Below are 12,761 nucleotides of genomic sequence, written 5' to 3' on the forward strand. Positions count from 1 at the left end.
AATGTCAGAGGCCGTCTGAAAATAATGAATACCATACAGAAGAAATTTTATGTCTAAACAAAAAGCTCCTTTTTTTAAACGACTGGGCAGACTTTGCCGTTTGGCGGCTTGGTTGTTCCGAACCGGCCGGAATTTGCGTGCCATCGATGGCAATAATGCAGAGGAACGCAATCATGCTGTGGTTGTTTTGGGAAAAGGCGCATTGGATGCTTTGGATATTGAATTGGAAATCGGCGTACCGCCTCAAGGCAATGTGAGCGGTACATTGGTAGTGGCCAACCATGTTTCTTGGTTGGATATTTTTGCCATGAGCGCCGTTTATCCGAGCAGTTTTATTGCCAAGCAGGAAATCAGCGGTTGGCCGGTTTTGGGGAAAATGGGTAAAAATGCCGGCACGGTGTTTATCAACCGCAATTCCCGCCGAGATATCGAGCCTATTAACCAGGCGATTTGCGCGGCATTGAAAGCAGGACAGAATGTCAGCTTCTTCCCTGAAGCGCGTACTTCTTCCGGCTTGGGTATTTTGCCGTTTAAAGCAGCCCTGTTTCAATCGGCGATTGATGCGAAAGCGCCGATTCAAGCAGTGACCTTGCGCTATTATGATGGCGAAGGACAACGGACGGACTTGCCGTCTTATGCGGAGGTAAACCTGTTTCAATCTTTATGGCGCATTGTTTCGATGAAGAAAATCTGTATCCGTTTGGATTTCTCGCCTCAATACAAACCGACAGATATGCCGGATAAAGACCGCTATGCTTTGAAAGATATTGCGGAAACAGCCATCGGCGAAATTGTGGCTTCGGATTCGCCCGTTCAGCCCTTACCTAAAAAATAATTTCAGTCAGGCACTTGTTTTATTTCAGATGGCCTTCATTTAGAGGAATAGCTGTTTTCGGTTTAATTGAATTGATAGTTTGATGTAATTAATATTATTTGAACTATAAATTATACAAATCGATAGGCCTGCATTAAAATGCAAGCATTGATTCATTTCTCAAACCCGAATTTTTAAGGAGCTTAAAAATGGCTTTGCAAGATCGTACCGGTCAAAAAGTACCTTCCGTAGTATTCCACACTCGCGTTGGCGACACTTGGAAAGATGTTTCTACTGATGATTTGTTCAAAGGCAAAAAAGTAGTCGTGTTCTCTCTGCCTGGCGCATTTACTCCAACTTGCTCTTCTTCTCACCTGCCACGCTACAACGAATTGTTTGGTGCGTTCAAAGAAAACGGTGTTGACGCAATCTACTGCGTATCTGTAAACGACACTTTCGTAATGAACGCTTGGGCTGCTGAAGAAGAAGCCGACAACATCTACATGATCCCTGATGGCAACGGTGAATTCACTGAAGGCATGGGCATGTTGGTTGACAAAGAAGACTTGGGCTTCGGTAAACGCTCTTGGCGTTATTCCATGCTGGTTAACGACGGCGTGGTTGAAAAAATGTTTATCGAACCTGAAGAACCAGGTGATCCTTTCAAAGTGTCTGACGCTGACACTATGTTGAAATACATTGCTCCTGACTGGAAAGCTCAAGAGTCTGTTGCCATCTTCACCAAACCTGGCTGCCAATTCTGTGCTAAAGCTAAAAAAGCTCTGCAAGACAAAGGCTTGTCTTACGAAGAAATCGTATTGGGCAAAGATGCAACTGTTACTTCCGTACGCGCTATTACCGGCAAGATGACTGCTCCTCAAGTATTCATCGGCGGTAAATACATCGGCGGTAGCGAAGACTTGGAAGCTTACTTGGCTAAAAACTAATCGCCTGTATGCTTGAGACGGTTTAAACAGGCCGTCTGAAAGATAAAATATAGAGTTATTCAGACGGCGTTTACAATTCGGCGTTCTGAATAACTCTATATTCGCAAGTAGAATTTGAGATTATTGTTTTAAATCGATATTTAGGTATTGGCTATTGATTTTTAAATTTTGATAGTTTGTGAAGTTTAGGCCGTCTGAAAACGGATAACCTGATGGCAATATCGGTTTGGATATAGACAGTAAGGATAAAATATGAAAAAGATTCAAGCAGATGTGGTAGTACTGGGTGGCGGTACAGCCGGTATGGGCGCATTTCGCAATGCCCGACTTCATACAGACAATGTTTACCTGATTGAAAATAATGTGTTCGGCACGACCTGCGCGCGCGTGGGCTGTATGCCTTCTAAACTCTTGATTGCCGCAGCAGAAGCGCGCCATCATGCTTTGCATACCGATCCGTTTGGCGTGCATTTGGATAAAGACAGCGTAACGGTAAACGGCGAAGAAGTCATGCACCGCGTGAAGTCCGAACGCGACCGTTTTGTCGGTTTTGTAGTCAGCGATGTAGAAGAGTGGCCTGCCGACAAGCGTATTATGGGTACGGCAAAATTTGTTGATGAACACACCGTCCAAATCGATGACCATACGCAAATCACTGCAAAAAGTTTTGTGATTGCCACCGGCTCACGCCCTGTGATTTTCCCGCAATGGGAAGTTTTGGGCGATCGCTTGATTGTGAACGATGATGTTTTCTCTTGGGATACCCTGCCTAAGAGTGTGGCCGTATTCGGCCCCGGCGTAATCGGCTTAGAGTTGGGTCAGGCTTTGCACCGTTTGGGCGTAAAAGTTGAAATTTTTGGCGTGGCAGGTGCTATTGGCGGTATTTCCGACCCTGTTGTCGCTGAAGAAGCCAAAACTGTTTTTGGTGAAGAGTTGACTTTGCATTTGGATGCCAAAACCGAAGTCAAATTGGACGCAGAAGGCAATGTTGAAGTTCATTGGGAACAAGATGGCGAAAAAGGCGTGTTCCATGCCGAATATGCTTTGGCTGCCGCCGGCCGTCGTCCGAACGTGGATAATATCGGTTTGGAAAATATCAATATCGAAAAAGACACGCGCGGCGTGCCCGTTGCTGATCCGCTGACCATGCAAACCAGCATTCCTCATATCTTTATCGCAGGCGATGCGTCCAACCAACTGCCTCTGCTGCACGAAGCTGCCGACCAAGGCAAAATTGCCGGTCATAATGCCGCTATTTTCCCGAATATTGAGGGCGGTTTGCGCCGTAGCGTAATCGGCGTGGTATTTACCAGTCCGCAAATTGCCACTATCGGTTTGAAATACGCGCAAGTTGCAGCGAAATATCAACCTGACGAGTTTGTCATCGGCGAAGTTTCCTTCCGAAACCAAGGCCGAAGCCGCGTTATGTTGGTAAACAAAGGCCATATGCGTTTGTATGCTGAGAAAGCAACCGGCCGTTTCATTGGTGCGGAAGTTGTCGGCCCTGCTGCCGAACATTTGGCACACTTGATGGCTTGGGCGCATCAAATGAAGATGACGATTCCGCAAATGCTGGATATGCCGTTCTACCATCCGGTTATCGAGGAAGGTTTGCGCACTGCATTGCGTGATGCCGATGCAAAATTGAAACAGGCTTGATTATTTGATGGAATAAAGGCCGTCTGAAACTCATAGTAAGGTTTCAGACGGCCTTTTCTATGCTTTGAAGCTTTTACTTTTAAATCAATTCTAAATCTGGACCGGCATTTTGCGCACGACGGCTTCGTAATTGAATGTCTAGGCGCAAATCGTGGGCGGAGTCGGCATTTTTAATGGCGTCTTGATAGCTGATATCGCCGTTTTCATACAAATCATATAAGGCTTGGTCAAAAGTAATCATGCCCATGCCAGTTGATTTTTTCATCATTTCTTTGATGTTGTGGACTTCGCCTTTTCGAATCAAGTCGGCAATAATGGGCGAATTGAGCAAAACCTCGACAGCCGCTACGCGTCCCCGTCCGCCTTCACGGGGAATCAGGCGTTGCGAAATAAAGGCTTGCAGGTTGAGCGATAAATCGGTTAGCAACTGGTTACGGCGCTCTTCGGGGAAGAAGTTGATGATGCGGTCCAGCGCTTGGTTGGTACTGTTGGCGTGCAGTGTCGCCATACACAAATGGCCGGTTTCCGCGAAGGAAATGGCGTAGTCCATGGTCTCGCGGTCTCGGATTTCACCAATCAGGATAACATCCGGCGCTTGGCGCAGGGTATTTTTCAATGCAATCGGCCAATTTTCTGTATCTACACCGATTTCACGTTGGGTGATGATGCAATTTTTGTGTTGGTGGATAAACTCAATCGGGTCTTCGATGGTAATAATGTGGTCGAAGCTGTTTTCGTTTCGATAGTCGATAAGGGAGGCGAGGGAAGTGGACTTGCCCGAACCTGTACCGCCGACAAAAATAACCAAACCGCGTTTTCTGAGGGCGATGTCTTTCAGAATCGGTGGCAGATTGAGCGTTTCAAATTTAGGGATATTGCTGGTAATGGAGCGGAACACTAATGCAGTTGCGCCGCGTTGAACCATTGCATTGACACGGAAGCGGCTGGTATCGGGCAGGCTGATGGCGAAGTTGCATTCGTTGGTGGAAGAAAATTCTTCGATTTGTTTGGAAGACATAATCGAAAAAGCGATTTCCATACATTTTTCAGCACTCAGCGGCTCATCGCTCAGTCGTGTGATTTTGCCATCCACTTTCATGGCAGGCGGGAAATTGGTGGTAATGAAAAGGTCGGAGCCTTTGTATTTGTTCATATGGCGTAGCCAAGCGAACAATTCTTCTTTTGCGCCCGGAGTATTTTCGTCAAACATAAGAATTTAGATATTTAAAATAGAGTTATTTTATTGAGAATAATTATAACAGAAGCAATCATTATTTGCTGTTTTGCCCGCTAGAGCGGCAATCTGTTTTAAATTGAGTGTCGTGTTGGGAATATAGCAGATTTTTCAGTATCCCTGTGATTTTAAATTCTGCTGTTATAATGTTGCTCGATTAGTGAATGGAAAGGTAACGAGATGTCAGTACAAACAATTGCCGTGGTCGGCGCAATGGAACAGGAAATCGAGCTTTTGCGTGAAAGTATGGCCAATGTCAAGCATGTGTCCTTCGGTAAATTCTCGGCATATGAAGGCGAATTGACTGGAAAACGCATGGTATTGGTTTTGAGTGGTATCGGTAAGGTCAATGCAGCGGTTTCTACTTCTTGGGTCATTCATCAGTTTGCACCGGATTGCGTCATCAATACCGGCAGTGCAGGCGGTTTGGGCAAAGGATTGAAGATCGGCGATGTGGTTATCGGCGAAACTGTGGCGCATCACGATGTTGACGTAACGGCTTTTGGTTATGTTTGGGGACAAGTGCCGCAACTTCCTGCCGTGTTTGCATCGGATTCAAACTTGATTCGCCAAGCAGAAAAGGCGGCGCAAGTGTTTGAAGGTGCGGCTGTTACGCAAGGTCTGATTGTCAGTGGCGACCGTTTTGTGCACAGCAGCGAAGGTGTCGCGGAAATCCGCAGCCATTTCCCTGACGTTAAAGCAGTAGAAATGGAAGCTGCGGCGATTGCGCAGACTTGTCATCAGTTGGAAGTGCCGTTTGTGATTATTCGCGCCGTCTCCGATTCGGCAGATGAGAAAGCGGACATCAGCTTTGAAGAGTTTTTGAAAACGGCTGCCGTCAGCTCGGCGAAGATGGTAACCGAGATTGTCAAATCGCTATAAAATCATGCAAAAGCGTTGAATTTCCGTTAGAATACGGAACGATTCAACCTTATTCTAAGGCCGTCTGAAAACCGAATCCCTGTTTTTTCAGACGGCCTTTCAGCCTTTAATTGCATTTATCTTAATAACAATATGAAAAACATACGGAATTTCTCCATTATTGCCCACATCGACCACGGTAAATCGACGCTTGCCGACCGTTTTATCCAATACTGCGGCGGCTTGGATTTGCGCGAAATGAGTACGCAGGTGCTCGATTCCATGGACATCGAAAAAGAGCGCGGCATTACCATTAAAGCGCAAACCGCCGCGCTCAACTATAAAGCACGCGACGGACAGGTGTATCAGCTCAATCTAATTGATACTCCGGGACACGTCGATTTCTCTTACGAAGTATCACGTTCGCTGTCGGCTTGCGAAGGCGCGCTTTTGGTGGTCGATGCGTCTCAAGGTGTAGAAGCGCAAACCGTAGCGAACTGCTATACCGCGATTGATTTGGGTGTGGAAGTTGTGCCTGTTTTGAATAAAATCGACTTGCCTGCCGCAGAACCCGAGCGCGTGGAGCAGGAAATTGAAGACATCATCGGCATTGATGCCGTTGGTGCGGTGCAGTGTTCCGCTAAAAGCGGCATTGGTGTGGAAGATGTTTTGGAAGAAATCGTTGCCAAAATCCCTGCGCCAACCGGTGATGAAAATGCGCCGTTGCAAGCGGTTATTGTCGATTCTTGGTTTGACAACTACGTCGGCGTAGTTATGTTGATTCGTGTGAAAAACGGCACCATCAAGCTGAAAGACAAAGTGCGCTTTATGAGCACCAAGGCGGAAACTCAGGTTGAGCAGCTGGGCGTTTTTACGCCGAAATCGGTTCAAAAACAAGAACTCAAAGCCGGAGAAGTGGGCTTTTTGATTACTGGTGTAAAAGAATTGGGTCAGGCGAAAGTCGGCGATACGGTGACTTTGGTTGCCAACCCTGCCTCTGAGCCGCTGCCCGGTTTCCAAGAAGTACAAAGCCAAGTATTTGCCGGTCTCTATCCGGTGGAAAGCCACGACTACGAAGCCTTGCGTGACGCGTTGGAAAAATTGCAGTTGAACGATGCTTCGTTGAAATTTGAGCCTGAAGTTTCCCAGGCATTGGGCTTCGGCTTCCGTTGCGGCTTCTTGGGTCTGTTGCACTTGGAAATCGTTCAGGAACGTTTGGAACGCGAGTTCGACATGGACTTGATTACCACTGCGCCAACGGTGGTTTATGAAGTCGTGTTGAAAAACGGCGAGAAAATCGAAGTTGAAAACCCGTCCAAACTGCCTGAAATCAGCACCATCGAAACCATTCTTGAGCCGATTATCACTGCGACCATTCTTGTGCCGCAGGAATATGTCGGCAACGTCATGACTCTGTGTAACCAAAAGCGCGGCGTTCAGGTCAATATGCAATACATGGGCCGTCAAGTCATGCTGACTTATGATTTGCCGATGAACGAAGTCGTAATGGATTTCTTCGACAAGCTTAAATCGACTTCGCGCGGCTATGCTTCGTTGGACTACCATTTCAAAGAGTTCCAACCATCTGATTTGATTAAGCTCGACATTATGGTCAACGGCGAAAAAGTCGATGCCCTGAGCCTGATTGTGCACCGTCAAAGTGCCGTTCACCGCGGTCGCGAGCTGGCATCGAAAATGCGCGAACTGATTCCGCGCCAGATGTTTGATATTGCCGTACAGGCCGCCATCGGCAGTCAGATTATCGCCCGTGAGAACGTCAAAGCACTGCGTAAAAACGTTTTGGCGAAATGTTACGGCGGCGATATTACGCGTAAGAAAAAACTTCTCGAAAAACAAAAAGCAGGTAAGCGCCGCATGAAACAAGTAGGCAATGTGGAAATCCCGCAAAGCGCGTTCTTGGCGATTCTGCAAGTGAGTGATAAATAATGAGTATAAATCTGACTTTAGGAGCAATCGTTGTACTGCTGGCCGGCTTGGTCCTCAACTTCAAAAGCAGCAAAGAGCGTCAGGAAAACGGCGAATGGAGCTCCGGCCTGCAATGGAGTTATCTCTTGTGCATGGTCGGCGTATTCGGCATTTTGTCCGAATTTATGAGCTTTACCGCCGTATTGCTGGTGTTTGTCGTGTTCACCGGTATTGTTTGGGCAATCCATAAAGTCCGTCTGAAAAAAAGCGATACCGGCGAAGACAATGCACATTTTACCGACTACATGGGCGGCTTTTTCCCCATCATCTTGGTTATCTTTGTGTTGCGCAGCTTTATTGCCGAGCCGTTCCAAATTCCGTCCAGTTCCATGCGTCCGGGCTTGGTCAAAGGCGATTTTATCTTGGTGAACAAATTTTCTTACGGTATCCGCCTGCCGATTTTGAATAAGGTCATTATCCCTGTCGGCAACATTGCCCGAGGCGATGTCGTGGTGTTCAATTACCCACTTCAGCCTGAGATGAATTACATCAAACGTATCGTCGGTATTCCGGGCGACGTTGTGGAATACCGTGATAAGGTTTTGACTGTTAACGGTGAAATTATTTCCGAAAAACCAAATGGTAATTATCAATACGCAGATGATACCGATCCGTCTATGATTCATACGCTTGAGCGTTTTCAGACGGCCTTGAACGGCAAAAATTTTGACGTAGTCAAGGAGGCCGGTCAGCCTTCCGTATCTATTGCTGTATTGAACAAATACACTTCAGAAGTAATGCCTGAAAGCAATTACTCGTTTGAAACAAGCGGTTTGGAAAATTGCGAATACGCAGAAGACGGCAATGGCTTTATCTGTAAAGTTCCCGAAGGCCGTTATTTCGCGATGGGCGATAACCGTGACAACAGCGCCGATTCCCGTTACTGGGGATTTGTCGATGACAAACTGATTGTCGGTAAAGCCTTCTTTGTTTGGATGAACTTTGGCGAACTCAGCCGTATCGGTACCAGTATCCAATAAGCAATAAACAGATTAAAAGGCCGTCTGAAATTTTTCAGACAGCCTTTTTTGCATCTATTTTTTGTCTTTTAACGAACCTAAATAAATTGCCAATAAAGTTAAAGTGGCGCCACTCCATTGGACGATATTAATCGGTTTATCCAGCCAGAAATAATCGATCAACATGGCAGCAACTGGTTCGGAGAGCAGTAGTAGGCCGGTCAGCGATAGGGATAAAAGCGGGATGGCGTAAGCAATCAATGCCCAAGCAAAACATTGCATGACGATGCCGTAGATGGAGACTAGAATCACATCGTTTAAAGTTTTGGGGTAAAGATGGGCGGCATCGAATAGCAACGATGGGATGATCAGCGCCATTGCGCCGCCGAAGCTTAAAATCATCATCAGCGGAAACAAACCGACTTTTTCCTGCTCATGGGTTTTGCGTACGAAAACCATAGACAGGGCCAGCATGGCACCGGACACTACGCCGCTGACAAATCCCCATGCGGCATTGTCGTTATGACTGAACTCTGGGCTGCCGATTAAGGCGACGCCTATGGTGGCCAATATCAAACTTAAAATTTGTAAGGTACTTAGGCGTTCCGAATAAAAGAAGAAGCCGATGGCGGCTAAAAAGAAAATCTGCAGGCTGTTGAGCAAGGTGGAAATGCCGGGGCCTACGGCGTGAATGCTTTCGTGCCAAAGGGCGAGGTCGAATGCGAGGAAAACGCCGGATAAGATTGCGTAGCCAACTGTTTTTCTTTTTGTGGGCATTTTTTGTCTGAAAAAACGCCCGAGCAGAAAGAATATAGGGGCGGCGATCAGCAAGCGCCAGAATGCGATGGCGTAAGGGCCGACATCGACAAATTTGACGATCAAACTGCCTAAGCCGAAGACGACGCAGCCGACGACCAGTAGGGGCGCTGCATAATTTCCCGAACGTGTATCCATCGTCTTCTCCAAGAATCAAATGAAGACGATTATTCCATAAAATATAGTTGGGGTGCTAATGATAAATAGTGGTAAGCCAAGATAAAGGGTTTATGATGTAAGGCCGTCTGAAAACTGTTTCAGACGGCCTTTTGATGATTTTCTGGCTTGATTTCGTATTGTTGTAGTATAAAATCGTTTTACGCCGTGTTTTCAGACGGCCTGATCAGTTTTGGTTTTGAGAAAAGGATATTGGAAATGGCAAACCCTATTCGTGCGTTTTTGGATTATGTGCCGTCGGTTGATGAGTCTTGTTTTGTAGATGAGACTTCGGTAGTGATTGGCGAAGTGTCGCTGGCGGAAGATGTATCGATTTGGCCTTATGCCGTATTGCGTGGCGATGTGAACAGCATTTCTATCGGCAAACGCAGCAATGTGCAGGACGGCAGTGTTTTGCATGTGTCGCATAAGAATGCGACGAAGCCTGACGGTTCGCCTCTGATTATCGGCGATGATGTGACGATTGGGCATAAGGTCATGCTGCATGGCTGCCGAATTGGGAATCGTGTGTTGGTAGGTATGGGCTCGATTATTTTGGATGATACGGTTGTCGAAGATGATGTGATGATAGGCGCGGGCAGTTTGGTGCCGCCGCGCAAGCGTTTGGAAAGCGGTTTTTTATACGTCGGCTCGCCTGTGAAACAAGTGCGTCCGCTAACTGATGAGGAAAAGGAATTTTTGACGTATTCGTCCGCGCATTATGTCCGCCTGTCCGGACAGCATAAAATTTCAAAATAAGGAAGTTCAATACAATGAACGCAATTTATCTGGCCTCGGGCAGTCCGCGCCGTCGTGAGATTTTGGAGAATTTAGGTTTCACGGTACGCCGCCTTCCTGCGGATATTGATGAAACCCCCAAAGAAGGCGAAGCCGCAGTAGAGTATGTGCGCCGTATGGCCTGCGAGAAAAATCAGGTAGCGGTAGCGCAATGGTTTACTGCTCATGATCAAGAGCCTGAGTTTGCTGTATTAACGGCGGATACGACGGTGGCGGATGGTGCGGCTATTTTGGGTAAACCGGAATCCGAGGCGGATGCGGTCGATATGCTGGAACGCTTGTCCGGACGGACGCATCAAGTGCTGACGGCTGTATGCGTTTACTGGCGAGGCGTGCGCCATGATGTGGTGCAGACGAGCGAAGTGCGCTTTAAAACGTTGACGGCTGAGGAGATTGCAGCCTATGTTGCCAGCGGCGAGCCGATGGACAAAGCCGGTGCGTATGGGATTCAGGGCTTGGGCGGCGTATTTGTCGAGCATTTGCAGGGCAGTTTTACCGGCGTGATGGGTTTGCCGGTTTATGAGACCGCGCAACTACTGAAATCTTTGGGTTTGGAAGCGCCGCCGTTTGCTTAAAATTAGGCAAATGCCGTCTGAAAGCGTGCCGACAAAAACGCCTGTTTCAGTTACAATACTGCCTTAAACAGCTTGCTTGAAGAAAGATATGAAAGAACATAAGGCCCGGAAACGCTTCGGGCAGAATTTTTTGCAGGATACGCGGATTATTAGCGATATTGTCAATGCGGTCAGACCGCAGCCCGATGATATCGTGATTGAAATCGGCCCGGGCTTGGCAGCCATTACCGAGCCTTTGGCGAAAAAACTCAACCGCCTGCATGTTTGCGAAATCGACCGCGACATCGTACGCCGTCTGAAAACCTTGCCGTTTGCAGACAAATTGGTGATACACGAAGGCGATGTATTACAGTTTGATTTTAACAGCATTGAAGGCAAGAAAAAAATTGTCGGCAACCTGCCGTACAATATTTCCACGCCGCTTTTGTTCCGATTGAGCGAAGTGGCAGACGATGTGATCGATATGCACTTTATGCTGCAAAAAGAAGTGGTCGAACGCATGGTGGCGCAGCCGAAAACCAACGACTATGGCCGTCTGGGCGTAATGCTGCAATATTTCTTCGATATGGAAATGTTGATTGAAGTACCGCCTGAATCCTTTGATCCTGCGCCGAAAGTAGATTCGGCCGTCGTGCGCATGATTCCGGTGAAACACCGCATTGGTAAAGCGGAAGATTTTGAACATTTTGCCAAACTGGTGAAACTGGCTTTCCATCAACGCCGCAAAACCATACGCAATAATTTGAAGGAACTTGCCGGCGATGATGATTTGCAGGCAGTCGGCATCAATCCGCAGGACAGGGCAGAACACATTGCCGCTGAAAAATATGTGGCATTGAGCAATTATCTGGTTCAAAAGGCCGTCTGAAACAGTGATGGCAATTTTTAAGCAACCTCCTATTCAATGGGGGTTTCTAGGTAATTCATATTTGTGGCGCAAGTTGGCGCAGTATTTTTCCGGTAAGGATATGCCGCCTGAGCGGCACCGTTTTGAAGCGGCAATTATCGGCGCAGTTTGGGTATTGACCGGGCATCGTCTCGATAGGGAAGAGCAATTTAAAGTCAATCGGTACAATCAAGGTGGAACCTCCGACGGCATAGTCAGCTGCCGTTTTTGGCTTGAAACGGCCATTCCTTTGCTTTGGCAGCGGCAAGCGAAACTTAAGCCCCGAAAATTTTGGCAGTTTGGAAAGAAATAATGATTAAATTCAAAAATGTACACAAACATTTTAAAGATTTGCACGTTATCAACGGCGTGAATCTGGAAGTCAAACAAGGCGAAGTGGTCGTTGTATGCGGTCCTTCGGGCAGTGGCAAATCGACGCTGATTCGTACGGTAAACCAACTCGAGCGCATTGAAAGCGGCGAGATTTGGGTGGACGGCATCAATGTTGCCGATCCGAAAACCGATTTGAACAAAGTGCGCGAAGAAGTGGGCTTTGTGTTCCAAGGGTTCAATCTGTATCCGCATTTGACTGTCTTGGAAAATATTATTCTTTCTCCGATGAAAGTGAAAAACCAAAGCCGTGAAGAGGCGGAAAAGAAAGCGATGGAGCTTTTGGAACGTGTCGGCTTGGCGCATAAAAAAGACGCGCTGCCCGGCCAGCTTTCCGGCGGTCAGCAACAGCGTGTGGCGATTGCACGCGGTTTGGCGATGGAGCCGCGCGTGATGTTGTTTGACGAGCCGACTTCCGCACTTGATCCTGAAATGGTCGGCGAAGTATTGAAAGTGATGAAAGACTTGGCGGAAAGCGGCATGACCATGATGTGTGTGACCCATGAGATGGGTTTTGCGCGCGAAGTCGCCGACCGTGTGATTTTTGTCGATAAAGGCCAGATTCTGGAAGATGAAACGCCGGAAGAATTTTTTACCAATCCGAAACACGAGCGTGCCAAACAATTCCTGCAACAGGTGATGACACATTAAACTCGGGCCGTCTGAAATTTCAGACGGCA

13 protein-coding genes are annotated in these 12,761 nt (G+C 47.3%); 11 read left to right on the forward strand and 2 right to left on the reverse strand.

Annotation, left to right across the window (positions count from 1 at the left end; all coding sequences use genetic code 11):
- Window positions 1–49 precede the first annotated feature (49 nt).
- The 3 genes from HMPREF2696_RS07675 to HMPREF2696_RS07685 all read left to right on the forward strand — a co-directional run bounded on the left by HMPREF2696_RS07675 (window position 50) and on the right by HMPREF2696_RS07685 (window position 3,420).
- Entirely contained in the window at window positions 50–835 is a 786-nt protein-coding gene (locus HMPREF2696_RS07675; RefSeq protein ID WP_049336498.1) for a 1-acylglycerol-3-phosphate O-acyltransferase, read from the forward strand.
- Window positions 836–1,023: 188 nt separating this feature from the next.
- Window positions 1,024–1,761, forward strand: coding sequence for a redoxin family protein (locus HMPREF2696_RS07680; RefSeq protein WP_004520136.1), 738 nt, complete (start codon window positions 1,024–1,026; stop codon window positions 1,759–1,761).
- A gap of 252 nt (window positions 1,762–2,013) precedes the next feature.
- The gene (locus HMPREF2696_RS07685; RefSeq protein WP_004520137.1) at window positions 2,014–3,420 is read left to right on the forward strand and encodes a dihydrolipoyl dehydrogenase; all 1,407 of its coding nucleotides are present in this window, start codon (window positions 2,014–2,016) and stop codon (window positions 3,418–3,420) included.
- 79 nt (window positions 3,421–3,499) lie between these two features.
- On the opposite strand, the gene HMPREF2696_RS07690 is transcribed toward HMPREF2696_RS07685, so the two are convergent.
- A complete protein-coding gene (locus tag HMPREF2696_RS07690) occupies window positions 3,500–4,630 on the reverse strand; it encodes a PilT/PilU family type 4a pilus ATPase (protein ID WP_004520139.1) in 1,131 nt (376 codons plus the stop codon).
- A 204-nt stretch (window positions 4,631–4,834) separates the two neighbouring features.
- Between HMPREF2696_RS07690 and HMPREF2696_RS07695 the strand changes: the two genes are divergently transcribed.
- The 3 genes from HMPREF2696_RS07695 to lepB all read left to right on the forward strand — a co-directional run bounded on the left by HMPREF2696_RS07695 (window position 4,835) and on the right by lepB (window position 8,481).
- Window positions 4,835–5,536, forward strand: a complete 702-nt coding sequence (locus tag HMPREF2696_RS07695; RefSeq protein WP_004520140.1) for a 5'-methylthioadenosine/adenosylhomocysteine nucleosidase — start codon at window positions 4,835–4,837, stop codon at window positions 5,534–5,536.
- Between the two features lie 132 nt (window positions 5,537–5,668).
- Window positions 5,669–7,462 (forward strand): translation elongation factor 4, encoded by a 1,794-nt coding sequence (gene lepA / locus HMPREF2696_RS07700; RefSeq protein WP_070504767.1) that lies wholly within the window; start codon window positions 5,669–5,671, stop codon window positions 7,460–7,462.
- Window positions 7,462–8,481 (forward strand): signal peptidase I, encoded by a 1,020-nt coding sequence (lepB, locus tag HMPREF2696_RS07705; RefSeq protein WP_070588271.1) that lies wholly within the window; start codon window positions 7,462–7,464, stop codon window positions 8,479–8,481. Before lepA ends, lepB begins: the two co-directional genes overlap by 1 nt.
- Before the next feature lie 54 nt (window positions 8,482–8,535).
- On the opposite strand, the gene HMPREF2696_RS07710 is transcribed toward lepB, so the two are convergent.
- On the reverse strand, window positions 8,536–9,414 hold the full coding sequence (locus HMPREF2696_RS07710; protein WP_070588272.1) for a DMT family transporter: 879 nt from the start codon (window positions 9,412–9,414) through the stop codon (window positions 8,536–8,538).
- A 237-nt stretch (window positions 9,415–9,651) separates the two neighbouring features.
- On the opposite strand from HMPREF2696_RS07710, the gene HMPREF2696_RS07715 reads away from it, so the two are divergent.
- The 5 genes from HMPREF2696_RS07715 (at window position 9,652) to HMPREF2696_RS07735 (ending at window position 12,732) form a co-directional block, all read left to right on the forward strand.
- Window positions 9,652–10,191, forward strand: coding sequence for a gamma carbonic anhydrase family protein (locus HMPREF2696_RS07715; protein ID WP_070588274.1), 540 nt, complete (start codon window positions 9,652–9,654; stop codon window positions 10,189–10,191).
- 14 nt (window positions 10,192–10,205) lie between these two features.
- Window positions 10,206–10,805, forward strand: a complete 600-nt coding sequence (locus tag HMPREF2696_RS07720) for a Maf family protein (RefSeq protein ID WP_049336507.1) — start codon at window positions 10,206–10,208, stop codon at window positions 10,803–10,805.
- A gap of 88 nt (window positions 10,806–10,893) precedes the next feature.
- On the forward strand, window positions 10,894–11,673 hold the full coding sequence (gene rsmA / locus HMPREF2696_RS07725; RefSeq protein WP_004520146.1) for a 16S rRNA (adenine(1518)-N(6)/adenine(1519)-N(6))-dimethyltransferase RsmA: 780 nt from the start codon (window positions 10,894–10,896) through the stop codon (window positions 11,671–11,673).
- Between the two features lie 7 nt (window positions 11,674–11,680).
- Complete coding sequence (locus HMPREF2696_RS07730; RefSeq protein ID WP_004520147.1) at window positions 11,681–12,004, forward strand: hypothetical protein; 324 nt, start codon at window positions 11,681–11,683, stop codon at window positions 12,002–12,004.
- Entirely contained in the window at window positions 12,004–12,732 is a 729-nt protein-coding gene (locus tag HMPREF2696_RS07735) for an amino acid ABC transporter ATP-binding protein (RefSeq protein ID WP_003747231.1), read from the forward strand. The genes HMPREF2696_RS07730 and HMPREF2696_RS07735 overlap by 1 nt, the downstream gene beginning before the upstream one ends.
- Window positions 12,733–12,761 lie beyond the last annotated feature (29 nt).

Origin of the sequence: Neisseria sp. HMSC058F07, assembly GCF_001810035.1 — a bacterium.
GTDB classification, from domain to species: Bacteria; Pseudomonadota; Gammaproteobacteria; order Burkholderiales; family Neisseriaceae; genus Neisseria; species Neisseria perflava.

Excerpts from the sequence above, each read along its gene's own strand:
- HMPREF2696_RS07685 (WP_004520137.1), top strand. The coding sequence starts at position 2,014 with ATGAAAAAGATTCAAGCAGATGTGGTAGTACTGGGTGGCGGTACAGCC.
- HMPREF2696_RS07675 (WP_049336498.1), top strand. The coding sequence starts at position 50 with ATGTCTAAACAAAAAGCTCCTTTTTTTAAACGACTGGGCAGACTTTGC.
- lepB (WP_070588271.1), top strand. The coding sequence starts at position 7,462 with ATGAGTATAAATCTGACTTTAGGAGCAATCGTTGTACTGCTGGCCGGC.
- HMPREF2696_RS07720 (WP_049336507.1), top strand. The coding sequence starts at position 10,206 with ATGAACGCAATTTATCTGGCCTCGGGCAGTCCGCGCCGTCGTGAGATT.
- HMPREF2696_RS07695 (WP_004520140.1), top strand. The coding sequence starts at position 4,835 with ATGTCAGTACAAACAATTGCCGTGGTCGGCGCAATGGAACAGGAAATC.
- HMPREF2696_RS07680 (WP_004520136.1), top strand. The coding sequence starts at position 1,024 with ATGGCTTTGCAAGATCGTACCGGTCAAAAAGTACCTTCCGTAGTATTC.
- HMPREF2696_RS07730 (WP_004520147.1), top strand. The coding sequence starts at position 11,681 with ATGGCAATTTTTAAGCAACCTCCTATTCAATGGGGGTTTCTAGGTAAT.
- lepA (WP_070504767.1), top strand. The coding sequence starts at position 5,669 with ATGAAAAACATACGGAATTTCTCCATTATTGCCCACATCGACCACGGT.
- HMPREF2696_RS07710 (WP_070588272.1), bottom strand. The coding sequence starts at position 9,414 with ATGGATACACGTTCGGGAAATTATGCAGCGCCCCTACTGGTCGTCGGC.
- HMPREF2696_RS07715 (WP_070588274.1), top strand. The coding sequence starts at position 9,652 with ATGGCAAACCCTATTCGTGCGTTTTTGGATTATGTGCCGTCGGTTGAT.
- HMPREF2696_RS07690 (WP_004520139.1), bottom strand. The coding sequence starts at position 4,630 with ATGTTTGACGAAAATACTCCGGGCGCAAAAGAAGAATTGTTCGCTTGG.
- HMPREF2696_RS07735 (WP_003747231.1), top strand. The coding sequence starts at position 12,004 with ATGATTAAATTCAAAAATGTACACAAACATTTTAAAGATTTGCACGTT.
- rsmA (WP_004520146.1), top strand. The coding sequence starts at position 10,894 with ATGAAAGAACATAAGGCCCGGAAACGCTTCGGGCAGAATTTTTTGCAG.